General features: G+C 70.0%; 12 protein-coding genes. 4 read left to right on the top strand and 8 right to left on the bottom strand.

Annotated elements, in window-relative coordinates; translation table 11 throughout:
• Positions 1-23 precede the first annotated feature (23 nt).
• The 3 genes from ACIQ7Q_RS29290 to ACIQ7Q_RS29280 form a co-directional block, all read right to left on the bottom strand.
• Positions 24-362: a P-II family nitrogen regulator gene (locus ACIQ7Q_RS29290; RefSeq protein ID WP_356634151.1), complete on the bottom strand. Its 339-nt coding sequence runs from the start codon at positions 360-362 to the stop codon at positions 24-26.
• Positions 359-1,714, bottom strand: a complete 1,356-nt coding sequence (locus tag ACIQ7Q_RS29285) for an ammonium transporter (RefSeq protein ID WP_403868475.1) — start codon at positions 1,712-1,714, stop codon at positions 359-361. Before ACIQ7Q_RS29285 ends, ACIQ7Q_RS29290 begins: the two co-directional genes overlap by 4 nt.
• 344 nt (positions 1,715-2,058) lie before the next feature.
• Positions 2,059-3,531, bottom strand: a complete 1,473-nt coding sequence (locus tag ACIQ7Q_RS29280) for a hypothetical protein (protein WP_403868472.1) — start codon at positions 3,529-3,531, stop codon at positions 2,059-2,061.
• A gap of 428 nt (positions 3,532-3,959) precedes the next feature.
• Here ACIQ7Q_RS29280 and ACIQ7Q_RS29275 point away from each other — a divergent pair, with 428 nt between their 5' ends.
• Positions 3,960-4,622 (top strand): bifunctional DNA primase/polymerase, encoded by a 663-nt coding sequence (locus tag ACIQ7Q_RS29275; protein ID WP_403868469.1) that lies wholly within the window; start codon positions 3,960-3,962, stop codon positions 4,620-4,622.
• A 127-nt stretch (positions 4,623-4,749) separates the two neighbouring features.
• On the opposite strand, the gene ftsY is transcribed toward ACIQ7Q_RS29275, so the two are convergent.
• Positions 4,750-5,973 (bottom strand): signal recognition particle-docking protein FtsY, encoded by a 1,224-nt coding sequence (gene ftsY / locus ACIQ7Q_RS29270; RefSeq protein WP_403868466.1) that lies wholly within the window; start codon positions 5,971-5,973, stop codon positions 4,750-4,752.
• A gap of 169 nt (positions 5,974-6,142) precedes the next feature.
• Between ftsY and ACIQ7Q_RS29265 the strand changes: the two genes are divergently transcribed.
• Both ACIQ7Q_RS29265 and ACIQ7Q_RS29260 read left to right on the top strand, forming a co-directional pair.
• Positions 6,143-7,603 carry a cytosine permease gene (locus tag ACIQ7Q_RS29265; RefSeq protein ID WP_403868463.1) on the top strand — a complete coding sequence of 487 codons (1,461 nt, stop codon included), beginning with the start codon at positions 6,143-6,145 and terminating at the stop codon, positions 7,601-7,603.
• A gap of 58 nt (positions 7,604-7,661) precedes the next feature.
• Positions 7,662-8,633, top strand: a complete 972-nt coding sequence (locus ACIQ7Q_RS29260; protein ID WP_403868460.1) for an LLM class flavin-dependent oxidoreductase — start codon at positions 7,662-7,664, stop codon at positions 8,631-8,633.
• Positions 8,634-8,672: 39 nt separating this feature from the next.
• On the opposite strand, the gene ACIQ7Q_RS29255 is transcribed toward ACIQ7Q_RS29260, so the two are convergent.
• The 4 genes from ACIQ7Q_RS29255 to ACIQ7Q_RS29240 all read right to left on the bottom strand — a co-directional run bounded on the left by ACIQ7Q_RS29255 (position 8,673) and on the right by ACIQ7Q_RS29240 (position 14,994).
• Positions 8,673-10,094 carry a sugar porter family MFS transporter gene (locus tag ACIQ7Q_RS29255; RefSeq protein WP_403868457.1) on the bottom strand — a complete coding sequence of 474 codons (1,422 nt, stop codon included), beginning with the start codon at positions 10,092-10,094 and terminating at the stop codon, positions 8,673-8,675.
• Between the two features lie 222 nt (positions 10,095-10,316).
• A complete protein-coding gene (gene smc / locus ACIQ7Q_RS29250) occupies positions 10,317-13,892 on the bottom strand; it encodes a chromosome segregation protein SMC (RefSeq protein WP_403868454.1) in 3,576 nt (1,191 codons plus the stop codon).
• A 210-nt stretch (positions 13,893-14,102) separates the two neighbouring features.
• Positions 14,103-14,321 carry a hypothetical protein gene (locus ACIQ7Q_RS29245; protein ID WP_215097132.1) on the bottom strand — a complete coding sequence of 73 codons (219 nt, stop codon included), beginning with the start codon at positions 14,319-14,321 and terminating at the stop codon, positions 14,103-14,105.
• Positions 14,322-14,712: 391 nt separating this feature from the next.
• Positions 14,713-14,994 (bottom strand): acylphosphatase, encoded by a 282-nt coding sequence (locus ACIQ7Q_RS29240; RefSeq protein ID WP_356634168.1) that lies wholly within the window; start codon positions 14,992-14,994, stop codon positions 14,713-14,715.
• 136 nt (positions 14,995-15,130) lie between these two features.
• Here ACIQ7Q_RS29240 and ACIQ7Q_RS29235 point away from each other — a divergent pair, with 136 nt between their 5' ends.
• A complete protein-coding gene (locus ACIQ7Q_RS29235) occupies positions 15,131-16,129 on the top strand; it encodes a CAP domain-containing protein (protein WP_403868450.1) in 999 nt (332 codons plus the stop codon).
• Positions 16,130-16,193 lie beyond the last annotated feature (64 nt).

Genomic DNA, 16,193 nt, shown 5'->3' with positions numbered 1-16,193 from the left:
TGCGGCTCCTGTTCTGTTGTTCCTCAGAGCGCGTCGGGTCCGCGCTCGCCGGTCCGTACCCGTACGGCCGTGTCGACCGGGACGCTCCAGACCTTGCCGTCGCCGATCTTTCCGGTGCGGGCGGCCTTGACGATCACGTCCACGAGCTGCTCGGCGTCGCCGTCCTCGACCAGCACCTCGATGCGGATCTTGGGGACGAGGTCGACCGTGTACTCGGCGCCCCGGTAGACCTCGGTGTGGCCGCGCTGCCGGCCGTAGCCGCTGGCCTCCGTGACCGTGAGCCCCTGGACTCCGAAGGCCTGGAGGGCCTCCTTGATCTCGTCCAGCCGGTGCGGCTTCACGACTGCGGTGATGAGCTTCATGCGTCCACCTTCTTGTTCTGCGCTGCGGCTGCCACGTTCTCGCCCGTCGCGGGCACGGCCTTGCGGGAGCCGGCGCCGCCGCCCGCTCCGCTGAAGTCGTACGCGGTCTCGGCGTGCTCGACCTGGTCGATGCCGGAGACCTCGACGTCCTCGTCCACCCTCATGCCCATCGTCTTGTCGAGGACAAGAGCGAGGACAGCCGAGACGACCAGAGAGTAGGCCAGCACCGCGAAGACACCGACCGCCTGCTTGCCGAGCTGCTCGAGGCCGCCGCCGTAGATGAGGCCCTTGGCGTCGGACTGGACGCCGCCGGTGGCGAAGAACCCGACCAGCAGGGAGCCGACGATGCCGCCGACGAGGTGGACGCCGACGACGTCGAGGGAGTCGTCGTAGCCGAACCTGAACTTGAGGCCGACGGCCATGGCGCAGAGCAGACCGGCGATGGCGCCGACCGCGATCGCGCCGAGCGGGGAGACGGAACCACCGGCCGGGGTGATGGCGACGAGACCGGCGACCGCGCCGGAGGCGGCGCCGAGGGTGGTGAAGGCGCCGTGGCGGATCTTCTCGTAGATGAGCCAGGCGAGCATGGCGGCGGCGGTGGCGACCTGGGTGTTGACGAACATCACCGCGCCGACGCCGTCGTCGTTGCCGAGCCACGATCCGGCGTTGAAGCCGAACCAGCCGAACCACAGCAGGCCCGCGCCCAGCATGACCAGCGGCAGGCTGTGCGGACGCATCGGGTCCTTCTTGAAGCCGACGCGCTTGCCGATCACGAGGATGACGCCGAGGGCCGCGGCACCGGCGTTGATGTGGACGGCCGTGCCGCCGGCGAAGTCGATCACGCCCAACTCGAAGAGCCAGCCGCCCGCGCCCCACACCCAGTGCGCGACGGGGAAGTAGACGACCGTGACCCAGAGGGTGATGAACAGCGCCCAGGCGGTGAACTTGACCCGGTCCGCCAGGGCGCCGCTGATCAGCGCGGGGGTGAGGATCGCGAACATCAGCTGGAAGACGGCGAAGACGTACACCGGGATCGTGTAGCCGTCCCACAGCTCGGTGACGCCGATGCCGCTGAGGCCGACGTAGTCCGCGCTCCAGCCGACGACGGAGCCGATGTCGGTGCCGAAGGCCATGCTGAAGCCGTAGAGCACCCACAGGATGGTGACGATCCCGAGGCTGATGAAGCTCATCATCAGCATGTTCAGGGTGCTCTTGACGCGGACCATGCCTCCGTAGAAGAAGGCCAGGGCCGGTGTCATGAGCATAACCATGGCGGAACAGATGAGCATGAACCCTGTGTTGGCGGCAGACAGTTCGATGTCTGCGGCAAGGGTCGAGATGCCTGGGGGCATCGGCGTCTCCTCGTCGTCGTGCGGCCGCGTGCGGGCGGAGCCTGAGGCGGATAAGGGGGCGGGCCGTAGGGGGCACCGCCGAGATCCGCCGGACAGCCCCTATGCGCCATGAGGTTGGCGCAGCGCCGTTTCCGCAAATGCCGCACGATGTTTCGCGGCCGTGACGAAGAGGTCCGGCGTGTTACGCCGCCATGAACGGGCTGATCGCCCGAGGTCGCCGAGCGTATCCTCTGCCCACATCACAAACCGGCCGCGACACTCACCCGGGTTGACTTGGCACGGGGGGAGCCGAGTCGGGCAGTTCGGGGTGGATGTCGCGGCCGGGCCTGGTGTGCCGCTGCCGGTCAGACCGCCTCGGCGGTCTCCGGCAGCTGGGCCGTGAGGTGGTCGGTGAGCTGGGCAACCTCGGCGAGGTCCCCGAATTCCCGGGCCGCCGTGTCGACGGTCTTGCGCAGCCGGGTGTTGACCCGCTCGGAGCGGACCCGCTTGGCGACCGCGAGCGCCTGGCCGGCGAAGGCGGTGGCCTGTTCCGGCTCCTTCTTGAGCAGGTGGACCGTGGCCATGCCGATCAGGTTGAGTGCGTACGACCGCTGGTGCTCCTCGTCCTGGCGGAAGAGCTCGACAGCACGCTCCATGACCGGCTCCGAGAGCGAGGCGTAGGTGGGGCTGCGGCCGGCGACATAGGCGAGGTCGCGGTAGGAGTGGGCGTTCTCGCCGTTGAGCTCGGCCTCGGAGAAGAACCGGATCCAGTCCGGCTCGGGCTCCGTGTCGAAGGCGATGTCGGCGAAGGTGTCCTCGGCCATCCGGACGGCCCGCCGGCACTTGCTGGGCTGGCCCATGTTGGCGTACGCGCGGGCTTCCATCGCATACAGCATCGCCTGCGTGCGCGCGGTGGCACAGTCGCGACTGCCGTACTGCGCGAGGTGGACGAGCTCGAGGGCGTCGTCGGGGCGGCCGAGGTGGATCATCTGGCGGCTCATCGAGGACAGGATGTACGAGCCGAGCGGCTTGTCGCCCGCTTCCTTGGAGGCGTGCAGGGCGAGCACGAAGTACTTCTGGGCGGTGGGCTGCAGACCCACGTCGTAGCTCATCCACCCGGCCAGTTCGGCCAGTTCGGCGGCGCATTTGAACAGCCGCCGCTGGGTGGCGAGCGGCTGCGGCTCCTGGAGCAGGTCGGTGACCTCGTGGAGCTGGCCGACGACCGCCTTGCGGCGCAGCCCGCCGCCGCACTGGGCGTCCCACTGGCGGAACATGGCGGTGGTGGCCTCGAGCAGGTCGAGCTCCGGCGCGGACAGCCGGGCGCCTCTGCGCAGCGGGGTGGGCGGTTCCTGCTGTCCGTCGCCCGCCGGAGTGGGCACGAGCCAGCGCTGCATGGGTTCGACGAGGGCGGGGCCGGCGGCCAGGCAGAGCGAGGTGCCGAGGAATCCGCGGCGCGCCAGCATCAGGTCGCTTCGGGAGAACTCGCTGAGCAGCGTGACGGTCTGGTCCGCGGCCCACGGCAGGTCCACACCGGACACGGAGGGCGCCTGATGGGCGGAGCGCAACCCGAGGTCCTCGATGGCGACGACACTGCCGAAGCGCTCGGAGAAGAGCTCGGAGAGGATGCGCGGAATCGGCTCGCGCGGCTGCTCGCCGTCCAGCCAGCGACGCACCCGGGAGGTGTCGGTGCTGATGTGGTGGGCACCCATCTGGCGTGCTCTGCGGTTCACTTGGCGCGCGAGCTCGCCCTTCGACCAGCCGCTGCGCATGAACCATGAGCTCAGCTGCTCGTTGGGGCGCTTGCCGGCTGTCGTACCGTCTGCGCCGCTGCCGCTCACTGCATTGCCCCCATCCGCCGAACCCTCATCGCCCGATCCCCTACCAGAATGCCGCCGAGTGCGGCTGCCTGTGACTGTGTTGCACCCGTCGAACAGGAAGCCGGGTTGCCTCCGGCATACCCGGAAGCGGACTGCAATTGCAGGCTGGTGCACCGAAAGTAATGCCCCGATCACGCCTCCGGCGAGTGGGATTGCAGAAACGCCACCATTCGCCACCCCTCCGAGTGAACCCACTTGCCCTCAGGCGCGATTCACTTGACATACGACGATCAGGAAGCAGTGGAGCGTTGTGCACACAGGCGCGCGCCTCGTTCCGCACTCCCCCACGCACCACCGCGCGCGGACGGCACCCCCCAGAGGTGACGACGGAGCGTCACCGGGGGACTTCAAGTCGTAACCACCGGAGCTTACGACCCGTTGGAGGGGGCATGGGCTTCACGATCGGCGGCACCCGGGGGATCAATCAGATCCGGCCCGGCGCCCGGCGCCGCGGGCGCACGACAGAGGCCACCGCGGTGGCCGAGTACACCGGACTGTGGGGCTGGGCGGTGATCCCAGGGGCGCGAGCGCTGTCCGGCAAGTGCTCCTGCGGGGAGGCCGGCTGTACGGCACCGGGAGCGCACCCTCTCGACTTCGCGCTCGAGGTGCCGGCCGGCGCCACGCTCGAGGAGGCCGGCAAGGCGTGGGCCGACGTGCCGGGCGCGTCGCTGCTGCTGCCCGTCGGCCGGAGCTTCGACATCCTCGACGTGGCCGCGGCGGCCGGCCGCCGCGCCATGGTGCGCATGGAGCGGATGGGCCTCCCGCTCGGCCCGGTCTGCGCCACACCGGACGGGCGCTGCCAGTTCTTCGTGGCGCCCGGCGCGGCCGTCGAACTGCCCCGGCTGCTGTACCGGATGGGCTGGGACGACGCGGACCTGGACCTGCGCTGCCTGGGCCCCGGCGACCACATCACCGCCCCGCCGTCGGACCGCGGCGGCCTCGGGCCCGTCCGCTGGCTGCGGCCCCCGTCCCTGGACACGGCGGCGGCCCCGCCGGAGGCCCGGCTGCTGCTGGGCACGCTGGCATACACCTGCCACCGCAGCCGGTCCTGATTCAGACGCAGCTGGTCCGGATACACACACAGAAACCGGCCCCGATGCGCACGCGGAAACGCGACACACGCAGAAAGGCGCCCGGTCGTCCTCAGGACGGCCGGGCGCCTTCACGCGCGGTTTGCGGTCAGTCGCCGATCAGCGCGTCGACGAACGCCTCGGGCTCGAACGGGGCCAGGTCGTCCGCCCCCTCGCCCAGTCCGACGAGCTTCACAGGCACGCCCAGCTCGCGCTGGACCGCGACGACGATGCCGCCCTTGGCGGTGCCGTCGAGCTTGGTCAGCACGATGCCGGTGATGTCCACGACCTCGGCGAAGACCCGCGCCTGCACCAGGCCGTTCTGACCGGTGGTGGCGTCGAGGACGAGCAGGACCTCGTCCAGCGGACCGTGCTTCTCCACGACCCGCTTGACCTTGCCGAGCTCATCCATCAGGCCCGTCTTGGTGTGCAGCCGGCCCGCCGTGTCGATGAGCACGACGTCCGCGCCCTCGGCGATGCCCTCCTTGACCGCGTCGAACGCGATCGAGGCCGGGTCGCCGCCCTCGGGCCCCCGTACGGTGCGGGCGCCGACGCGCTCGCCCCAGGTCTGCAGCTGGTCGGCGGCGGCGGCGCGGAAGGTGTCGGCGGCGCCGAGCACGACGGAGCGGCCGTCCGCGACCAGGACACGGGCGAGCTTTCCGGTGGTGGTGGTCTTTCCGGTGCCGTTGACCCCGACGACCATGACGACACCGGGGGTGTCGAGACCGCTCTCCGTCTTGACGGCACGGTCGAAGTCGGTGCCGACGAGGTGCAGCAGTTCCTCACGCAGCAGCGTGCGCAGGTCCTCCGGGGTACGGGTACCGAGGACCTTCACCCGCTCACGGAGCCGCTCCACGAGCTCCTGTGTGGGGGCGACGCCCACGTCCGCGGTGAGCAGCGTGTCCTCGATCTCCTCCCAGGTGTCCTCGTCGAGGTGCTCGCGGGACAGGAGCGTGAGGAGCCCCTTGCCGAGCGTGTTCTGGGATCGGGCGAGGCGGGCACGGAGCCGGACGAGCCGGCCGGCGGTCGGCTCCGGGATCTCGACGGCGGGCGCGGGGGCCTCGGCGACGACCGGGTCCTCGACGGCGACAGGGGTTTCGACGGCCTCCTCGGCCGTCGGGAGGTCGACCTCCTCGATGGTGCGGCGGGGTTCCTCCCGCGGCGTCTCCGCCTCGTCACCGACATGCGGCTCGGCGGGCGGAGCAGTGATGGTCGGCGCGGTCGGCGGCGCCTGGGGCGGCAGCTGCTTCTTCTTGCGGCTGCTGACCACGAGGCCGCTGATCGCGCCGATCGCGACCAGGGCGATGACTACGGCAAGGATGACGATTTCCATAACCCGTCCAGTATCGGCCACAGCTCCGGCCCTTCGGCGGCGTCAGAGGATCACACAAAGACGGGCTCACCCATTTGGACGTTTTGGGGTGTTCGTACGATGCTTGATGGCTCCGGGTTCCCACCCGGCAGCCCTCCGGTGTCCCCCACCCCCTTACGGAGCCACTTCCATGCCCCACGCCTCCGAATCCGAAGGCGCGATAGAGACCCGCGGCCTCGAACCCGTCCCCGACGGCGAGCGCACCGGTCACGTCCGTGAACTGTTCCCCACCTGGGTGGCCGCCAACATCAGCGTCCTGCTGCTGACGATGGGCGCCGGCCTGGTCGTCTTCAACGGACTGAACTTCTGGCAGGTGCTGACCGTCGCGGTCGCGGCCCCTGTCCTCTCGTACGGGATCGTGGGCCTGATCTCCATCGCCGGCAAGCGCGGCGGCTCCCCCGGCATGGCCCTGTCCCGGGCGGTCTTCGGGCAGCGCGGGAACCTCTTCCCCGGTTCGCTGATCTGGGTGGCCCGGTGGGGCTGGGAGACGATCAACGCGGTCACCGGCGCCTACGCCGTACTGACCGTCCTCGACCTGCTGTTCGGGATCCGGAGCAACACGGCCCTGATCGTCACGACGCTGTTGCTCTTCGTCTCCTGCACCTTCCTCGTCTCGGGCCTCGGCATCAACGCGCTGCAGGTGTGCAGCAAGTGGTCGACGTATCTGTTCGGCGCGTTCAGCGTGCTGGTGCTGATCTACCTGGTCGCGAACACCGACTGGGCCGCCGTCTTCGACAAGCCGGCCGGTTCGACGGCGATGATGGTGGCCGGAATCGGCACCATCGCGGCGGGCGGGATCAGCTGGGTGCCGTCGGGGCCGGACTTCACGCGCTACCTGCCGCGCACGGCCTCCGGCCGGGCGATGGTCGGCGCCACCGTCGGCGGCGCTGGCATCGTCGTACTGCCGATGGTGCTGATGGGTGCGGTGATGGCGGTCGCGACGCCGGATCTGGCGAGCGCCCAGGACCCGGTCGCCTTCATCGGCGAGATCCTGCCGATGTGGCTGGCGGTCCCGTATCTGCTGATCGCCCTGGTCGGCATGCTGCTGATCAACTCCATGTCGATGTACTCGGCCGGCTTCACCGCGCAGACCCTGGGCGTCAAGGTCCCGCGCACCTGGGCCGTCAGCGTGAACGCCGTGATCAGTCTGGTCCTCGGCTTCCTCCTGATGGTCGTGGCCACCAGCTTCATCGGCTCGTTCATCTCGTTCCTGACGCTGCTGGCGGTGGCCTTCTCCGCGTGGATCGGCGTCTTCGGCGTCGACATGCTGCGCAGGCGCACGTACGACGGCACGGCGCTGATGGACATAACACGTACCAGCGCGTACTGGTACCGCGGTGGTTTCGCCTGGTCGGCGATGGTGTCGTGGGGGACGGCCCTGGTGGTGGGCCTGCTGTTCACGAAGGTCGACTGGTTCGCCGGCCCGCTCGCGTCCTCGTGGATCGGCGAGAACGGGCTGGGCTGGGCGGCAACGATCGTGGTGGCCGCCGCCCTGTACGCCGTCCTGCCTCGCACCCCGGCCGCACCGGCCGCACCGGCCGGATCCGAGGAGGCCGAATCGCAGCGGGAGCCCGCGACCCTGTCCATCTGACGCTACGTCAGCTAACGTCCCCCTTCGCCATGCCCGACCCGGCGGAGGGGGATTTCCCATGGCCTTCACGGTGGCTCGCTTCAACATGGTCGACCCGGCCGCGACACCCGAGACCCTCGCGGCCCGCTATCGCACCGCCCTGGAGATGGCCGCGTACGCCGACGACCGCGGCGTCGACACCATCCAGACGGAGGAGCACCACGGCGCGGACAACAACTGGCTTCCGTCCCCGCTGACCTTCGCGGGCGCCGTCCTCGGCGCCAGTCGGCGGATCGCTGTCACGGTGTCCGCGGTCATCGGTCCGCTGCACGATCCGCTGCGGCTGGCGGAGGACATCACCGTGCTCGACCTGATCGGCAGGGGCCGGCTGGTCACGGTCGCCGGCATCGGCTACCGGCCCGAGGAGTACGAGCAGTTGGGTGTGGCGTGGTCCCGGCGCGGGGCGCTCCAGGACGAGCTGCTCGAGACGCTGCTCGCGGCGTGGACCGGCGAGAGTTTCACGTACCGGGGCCGGACCGTGCGGGTCACCCCCCGCCCGTACACCCGGCCGCATCCGATGCTGCTCGTCGGCGGGTCGTCCCGAGCGGCGGCGCGCAGGGCCGCACGGTTCGGTCTGCCGTTCTTCCCCAGCGCGCATCTGCCGGAGTTGGAGGCGTACTACGAGGCGCGGCGGGCGGAGTACGGAACGGAGGGCTTCTGCATGATGCCCGCGGAGAAGACGCCGCTGCTGCATCTCTCGGAGGATCCGGACCGCACCTGGGCGCTCTACGGGGAGCACTTCCTGCACGAGGCGCGCACCTACGCCTCCTGGCAGTCGAAGGACATCCGCTCCGCGGTGCGCTCCGGTGCGGGCACTGCCGCGGAGCTGCGCAGCGAGGGCGTCTACCGGGTCGTCACGCCGGACGAGTGCGTCAGTCTGGGCGCCGAGAGCCTGGTGCTGCATCCGCTGTGCGGCGGCATGCCGGTGGACGAGGGATGGCGCAGCCTGCAGTTGCTGTGCGAACACGTACTGCCCCGGCTCACGCGCTGAGCCGGGGCAGTTCCGTGACGAGGAGAGGGGCAGCGGGGATTAGCCCATCTCCTCCAACGCCTTGCCCTTCGTCTCCTTGACGTACTTGAGTACGAAGGGGATCGAGAGCACGGCGAAGATCGTGTAGATCACATAGGTGCCGGAGAGGTTCCAGTCCGCGAGGCTCGGGAAGCTGGCGGTGATGGTCCAGTTGGCGATCCACTGCGCGGAGGCCGCGACGCCGAGGGCGGCCGCGCGGATCCGGTTCGGGAACATCTCGCCGAGGAAGACCCAGACCACGACGCCCCAGGAGAGCGCGAAGAAGAGCACGAAGACGTGGGCGGCGACCAGCGCGACGACGCCCTGGGTCTCGGGGAGCTTGCCGTCGACGAGTTCGGCGGAGAAGGCCCAGGCCTCGAGGGCCAGCGAGACCGCCATACCGGCGGAGCCGATGAGCGCGAGTGGCCGGCGGCCGATCCGGTCGACCAGCACCATCGCGATCACGGTGCCGACGATGTTGATGATCGACGTGGTGAACGAGTAGAGGAACGAGCTGGACGGGTTGACGCCGACCGACTGCCACAGGGTCGCCGAGTAGTAGAACGCGACGTTGATGCCGACGAGCTGCTGGAAGACCGAGAGCCCGATGCCGACCCAGACGATGGGCAGGAAGCCGAAGCGGCTGCCGAGCAGGTCCTTGAAGGTGGACTTGTGCTCACGGCGCATCGCATGGTCGATCTCCCGGACACGGGCATTCAGGTCGACGCTCTTGCCTTCGACGTCGGCGAGCACCTGCTTCGCCTGGTCGACCTTGCCGACGGAGATCAGGAAGCGCGGCGACTCGGGGATCGCGAAGGACAGCAGTCCGTAGAGCACGGCCGGGACGACCATGACGCCGAGCATCCACTGCCAGGCCTCGAGGCCGGCGATGTCGCCGCGCTGCTCGCCGTCGGCGAGCTGGAGAATGCCGTAGTTCACCAGCTGGGAGACGGCGATGCCGATGACGATGGCGGCCTGCTGGAAGGAGGCGAGCCGGCCGCGGTAGGCGGCGGGCGACACCTCGGCGATGTAGGCGGGGCCGATGACGGAGGCCATGCCGATGGCGAAGCCGCCGACGATTCGCCACATGGCGAGGTCCCAGAGCGCGAACGGAACCGCGGAGCCGATGGCGCTGACGGTGAAGAGCACGGCCGCGATCTGCATGCAGCGGATGCGGCCGATCCGGTCGGCGATCCGGCCGGCGGTGGCGGCACCCACGGCACAGCCGATCAGGGCGATGGCGATGACCTGGGCGAGCGTTCCCGAGCCGATGTCGTAGCGGTCCCGGATGGCCTCGACGGCGCCGTTGATCACGGAGCTGTCGTAACCGAAGAGGAAGCCGCCCATCGCGGCGGCAGCCGTGATGAAGATGACATGCCCGAGATGTTCGGGGTGGGCCGAGCGGGCTCCCGGGGCCGGTGGCGGCTGCGCGGTGCTGGTCACGTGTACTCCTGAGGCCGTCCGGCAGCTTCGCCGGGCGTGGGGGGCGAGCCCTTCCAGTGGGGCACAACTTCGGGGGGCGCACCACTTGAAGGTAAAAGCAACGTTGCAGAGACTATTCCTTCAAGTTTCGAAGTCAAGACCCTGCCACAAATCTGTTTCAGGTAACGGTAGGGTGACTTACCTTCAAGTATTGAAGAAGTGTCCCCAGGGAGCGATCTTGGTTCAGCGGAGGCGCTGGCTGATGACCTTGGACACGCCGTCGCCCTGCATCGAGACGCCGTAGAGCGCGTCCGCGACCTCCATGGTCCGCTTCTGATGCGTGATCACGATCAGCTGCGAACTCTCCTGGAGCTCCTGCATGATCCGGATCAGTCGCTGGAGGTTGGTGTCGTCGAGGGCGGCTTCGACCTCGTCCATCACGTAGAACGGGCTGGGTCGCGCCTTGAAGATCGACACCAGCATCGCCACGGCCGTCAGGGACCGTTCCCCTCCGGAAAGCAGGGAAAGACGCTTCACTTTCTTGCCGGGCGGCCGCGCCTCGACGTCCACGCCCGTGGTGAGCATGTTGTCGGGATCGGTCAGTACGAGCCGCCCCTCACCGCCGGGGAAGAGCCGCGAGAAGACGCCCTCGAACTCGCGGGCGGTGTCCCGGTACGCCTCGGTGAAGACCTGCTCGACGCGCTCGTCCACCTCCTTCACCACCTGCAGAAGGTCCGCACGGGTCTTCTTCAGGTCCTCGAGCTGCTCCGACAGGAACTGGTGACGCTCCTCCAGCGCCGCGAACTCCTCCAGGGCAAGCGGATTCACCTTCCCGAGCTGCTGATACGCCCGTTCGGCCGACTTCAGGCGTTTTTCCTGTTCGGCTCGGACGAAACGTCGGGGCAGATTGCGGGGATGCTCCGGATCCTCCGGGAGCTCCTCGCCCTCAGCGGGCGGCGAAGGGGGGACGAGCTGGTCGGGACCGTACTCGGCCGCCAGCCCGGCCGGCTCCACACCCAGCTCCTCCAGCGCCTTCGTCTCCAGCTGCTCGATCCTCAGCCGCTTCTCCGCGCCCAGCACCTCACCGCGGTGAACCGAGTCGGTCAGCTTGTCGAGCTCGCCCTTGAGGTCGCGGCCGGTGTTGCGGGCGGCTGCCAGCTCCTGCTCGCGCTCCGCCTTGGCCTCCTCGGCCGCGGCCCGCTCCGCCTCCGCCCGCACGAGCGACACCTCGACATGGGCCAGCAGTTGGCGGGCTCCGGCCGCGACGGCCGCGGCGACCTCTGCCTCATGACGCAGTCGGGCGCGCCGCTGCTCGGCACGCGCCCGGGCCTCGCGCTCGGCGCGCGCTCCCCGGTCGAGTGCGTCCGCGCGCCCCGAGAGCCCCTTGACCCGCTCCTCGTGCGTACGGACCTGAAGGCGGGCCTCCATCTCCGTCTGGCGCGCGTTGGCGCCGTCGGCCGCGAGCCGGTCTCGCACATGGGTGTCGGGCTCCTCCTCGGCCGGTGCCTCCTCGGCGACGAGCAGACGCTCCGCCAGCTCCTCGGCCTCCTCGGTCGCCCGCTCCAGCGCCTCCTGTGCGCGGGCGGCGGCCGCGGCGGTCCGCTCCGCCTCGCCCGCTGCGCCGCGGGCCTGACCGGCGAGGCTGCCGAGCCGACCGGAGACGGCCGACTTCTCTCGGTCCGCAGCGCGCCGCCGCTCCCCCAACTCCTCGACGATCGCGGCCCATTCGCCCCGACGGGCGGTGGCCTGCTGCTGGGCGGCGGCCAGCTCGTCGCACTGCAGGGCCAGTTCCTCGAGCTCAGCCGCCGCCTCATCGACGGAGGCCTGCACCTCGAGCAGACTGGGAGCTCCGGCGGACCCGCCCTGGGCGAAATGCGCCCCGAGCACGTCTCCCTCCGCGGTCACGGCAGTGATCCCGGGCCGCGCGTACACAAGATCCTCGGCGTCCTCGAGCGTGCCCACGACCACGATGCCCTGCAGCAGTCGCCGTACGGCGGGCATGAGCCCGGGCGGCCCGCTCACCAGGTCTGCCGCGTACGGCGGCCCGTCGGCGGACGCCTGCGGCGTCGTGGACTCCGGCGCCCCGGACTCCGGCCCGGCCCCGCCGGCGAGGAGCAGCGCCGCCCGGCCCCCGTCCTGTTTCCGCAGGAGGCGGATCGCCTCTGCCGCCGTGGCGGGGTTGGCCACTGCCACGGCGTCTGCCGCCGCGCCGAGAGCCGCGGCCACGGGGATCTCGTGGCCCGGCGTCACGGTGAGCAGTTCCGAGGCCGGGCCGAGCAGACCCGCCAACCGGTCCTGCGCCCCGAGGAGCGCACCCGTCCCGTCCTTGCGGCGCAGGCCCAGCGCGAGCGCCTCGCGGCGGGCCGCGACGGCCGCGCGCTTGCGCTCTGCCGAAGTGAGCGCCTCGCGGGCCGTGCTCAGAGCTGCCTCCGCGTCGGCGAGTTCACGCTTCGCCGCGTCGTGGCGGTCCGCGAGCGCCGAGTCGTCGGCGTCCAGCCCGTCGACCTCGGCCTTGAGCTCCTCGTACTCCTCCTGCGCGGCGGCGGCCCGCTCGCGGGCCTCGTCGCGTGCGGCGGCCAGCCTGTCGATCTCGGCCTGCGCCGAGGCCGCGCGCGAACGGGCAGCGTTGACCTGGCCGTTCAGCCGGGCGAGGCCTTCGCGGCGGTCGGCGATGGCGCGCGCCACGTCCTTGAGGCGCCGTTCCTCGACGGCCAGCTCGCGTTCGAGTTCGGCGCGGTGCGCGACCGTGTCCTCGAGGGCCCGTTCCGCCGCCTCCAGCGCGGCTTCCAGTTCGGCCTCCTGCTCGCGGATACGGGCGGCCTCGCGTTCCATGTCCTCCGGGTCGCGGCCCCGCCGTTCCTCCACGGGCTGTGCGGTGGCGCTCTTGACCCGGGCGTCGGCAAGGAAGACCGTGCCCCGCACCCGCTCGGCCAGCTGGGAGAGCTCGTACCAGCTCTGCTGGGCGCGCTGCAGCCGTGGCGCCAGCCGCCGTACCTCGTCCTCGAGATCAGCCTCGCGGGTCAGCGCCGCCTTGAGCTCCGCCTCCGCGGCCTCCTTGCGCTGTTTGAGCGCGGCCTCGTCGGCGATCTCGGTGCGCAGCGCTTCCCGCATCCGTACGAGGTCGTCCGCGAGCAGCCTGAGTCGGGCGTCGCGCAGGTCGGCCTGGATGACCGCGGCCCTTCTGGCCACCGCGGCCTGCCGCCCGAGCGGCTTGAGCTGGCGGCGCAGTTCGTCGGTGAGGTCCTGCACCCGGGCGAGGTTGGCCTGCATCGCGTCCAGCTTCCGCAGCGCCTTCTCCTTGCGCTTGCGGTGTTTGAGGACGCCGGCGGCCTCCTCGATGAAGGCCCGACGGCCCATCGGGTCGGCGTGCAGCACGGAGTCGAGCTGGCCCTGCCCGACGATGACGTGCATCTCCCGGCCGATACCGGAGTCCGAGAGAAGCTCCTGGATGTCGAGGAGGCGGCAGGTGTCGCCGTTGATCTGGTACTCGCTGCCGCCGTTGCGGAACATGATCCGCGTGATGGTGACTTCGGCGTAGTCGATGGGGAGGGCGCCGTCGGAGTTGTCGATGGTCAGGGAGACCTCGGCGCGGCCGAGCGGCGGCCGGCCGGTCGTCCCGGCGAAGATGACGTCCTCCATCTTCCCGCCGCGCAGGGACTTGGCACCCTGTTCGCCCATGACCCAGGACAGCGCGTCCACCACGTTGGACTTGCCGGAGCCGTTGGGCCCGACGACGCAGGTGATGCCCGGCTCGAACCGCAGGGTCGTGGCCGAGGCGAACGACTTGAAACCGCGCAGGGTCATGGCCTTGAGGTGCACGCCGCCGGACTCTACCTTTCACTTGCGGTTTCACCCATGAAGGTGCAGGGCACATCAGATGTTGAAGGAAGCACTTCAGGGACTACGGGGAGCCACGGGGCAAAGGGCGGGCCAGGGGCCCGATCACGGGCCGGGAGCGCAAAAGAAAGAAGGGACGCCGAGGCGTCCCTTGCATATCTTGCTGCGCGATGACTCCGGCGGTTACCGAGCTCAGGTGAGCGCGGGCTCCGCCTGGGGTACGTCGATGTCGATGCCGTCAAGCAGCGACTCTCCGGGGTGCTGAGCGACGGCAGCGTTGAGCGCGTCGTTCTCGGACTGAATCCGTACAAGCTCGGACTCAAGATCCTGGACGCGCTGCTGAAGCCGTCGCATCTCGGCGAGGAGTCGCGGGTCGGAACCGCCGACGTAACCGAGAAGCGCCTTTGCCATGATGGATGGTCCTCCACACTGAGTGACCGACCGATGCGGTGTGGGTCGTGAGGGATTCGCACCCGCGGTGCTCGGCAGACTGCGTGTACTGCTTGCCGTGCTGCGGTTCTTACTGCCAAACAGCTGAGGTGCGCGGGGCTTCCAGAGTCTCACCAAAAAGTTTGACGGTCAACACGATCACACCCCGTATCGACGGGCAGCCCGGGGGCATACGGCCGCTGAAACTGCGGCGGTGCCTGACCTGCGGGGCCCTGGGGGCGTGACGATCATCCTTCCTGGCGCAGCCTGGCATGACAAGCCTCTTCTTGGCAACCACCAGGTCGTTTCTGCCGTCGGCCGGTGCTCGGGTCACGCCCTGGAGAGCCCCGGGCGGGCGCCCCGACCGGCCTCGTCAGCGGATCGCGAAGTCCGGATATCCGCCCCTGGGCGTGTCCCAGATCTCAGTCACTCCGTCGACATGGCCGGGTGTGTCGTCGGAGCGAAGCCACTCCAGCAAACGGTGGCAATTCTCACGTGGCCCCTCGGCCACCACCTGCACCCTGCCGTCGTCCAGATTGAGGGCGAAGCCGGTGAGGCCCCCGATCTCCAAAGCGTTTGCCCTGGTGAACCAGCGGAAGCCCACTCCCTGCACTCGGCCGCGTACCCAGGCGGTCAGCCGTGCGGTGTCGTTCATGGCTGCACCGTAACCGGCCGGTTGCTTTTGCATCACATCGCCCCCGGCCCGCATGGCGTACAGTCCGCACGAATCAGCCTCACTCGTACGGGTGAGTCCGTTGACGTATACGTCGCGCACCAGGAAGGCACAGCAGATGGGTCGCCATCGACGCTCAGCCCCCGCGCCCGCCGCACCCGACCACGCGGCAGGCTCGGCAGGCAGGCACCATGGCGGTGCCGGCCGGAAGAAGCGGGCAGGCCTGCCCGTACGCACCGGCCTGCTCGGGGCCTCTGCCGCCATAGCCGTCGGCGCCGTGCTCGTCACCAGCGGCGTCCTGCCGGGTGGAGACGACAAGCACACCGTGGGCAGCAGCTCCGACGTCCGTACCGAGATGCGCACCGAGGTGCCGTCGCGACTGCAGGCACAAGGGGACGCGAGTGCCGAGCCGACGGCGTCCGCCTCCCCCAGCCGGACGCCCGAGCGTTCGCAGGCTCCGTCGAAGCCCTCGAAGTCGCCCTCGCCCAAGCCGTCGAAGACCACCGAGCCGTCGAAGAAGAGCGAGTCCCCGAAGAAGAGCGTGTCGGCCGAGCCGTCGAAGTCTCCGTCCAAGAAGACGTCGAAGACCCCAGAGGCGAGCGAGAAGACCCCGACCCGCGAGGCGACCCGCACTCCCGAGCGCACCGCCGCGCCGTCGAAGCCGGCCGAGCCGTCGAAGCCCGCGGCGCCGTCGAAGCCAGCCGAGCCGTCGAAGCCGGCCGAGCCCGACACGTCGTCGGCCGCCGCCGCGGAGGCCGACGTGATCGACCTGGTCAACAAGGAGCGCTCGAAGGTCGGCTGCAGCCCGATGAAGGCGAGCGGCGAGCTGGCCGACCTGGCTCGCGCCCACAGCAAGGACATGGCCGAGCGCAACTTCTTCGACCACACCAACCCCGACGGCGAGACGCCGTGGGACCGTGCGGAGAAGGCCGGCGTCAGCGGTCTCGGCGGCGAGAACATCGCACGCGGCCAGAGCGACGCCGAAGCCGTGATGAACGCCTGGATGAGCAGCGAGGGACACCGCGCGAACATCCGCAACTGCGACTTCAAGACGCTGGGCGTCGGCGCCCACATGGCCGACGGCGGCCCCTGGTGGACGCAGAACTTCGGCTATTGAGATTTCCGCAGGTCAGCGACCTGTCAGCTTCCCTGGGCCGTCTCGGGGCCGTTATCGGCAACCG

The organism is Streptomyces sp. NPDC096176 (assembly GCF_044763255.1).
Lineage (GTDB): Bacteria > Actinomycetota > Actinomycetes > Streptomycetales > Streptomycetaceae > Streptomyces.
This window is presented reverse-complemented; position numbering and strand designations above follow the sequence as displayed.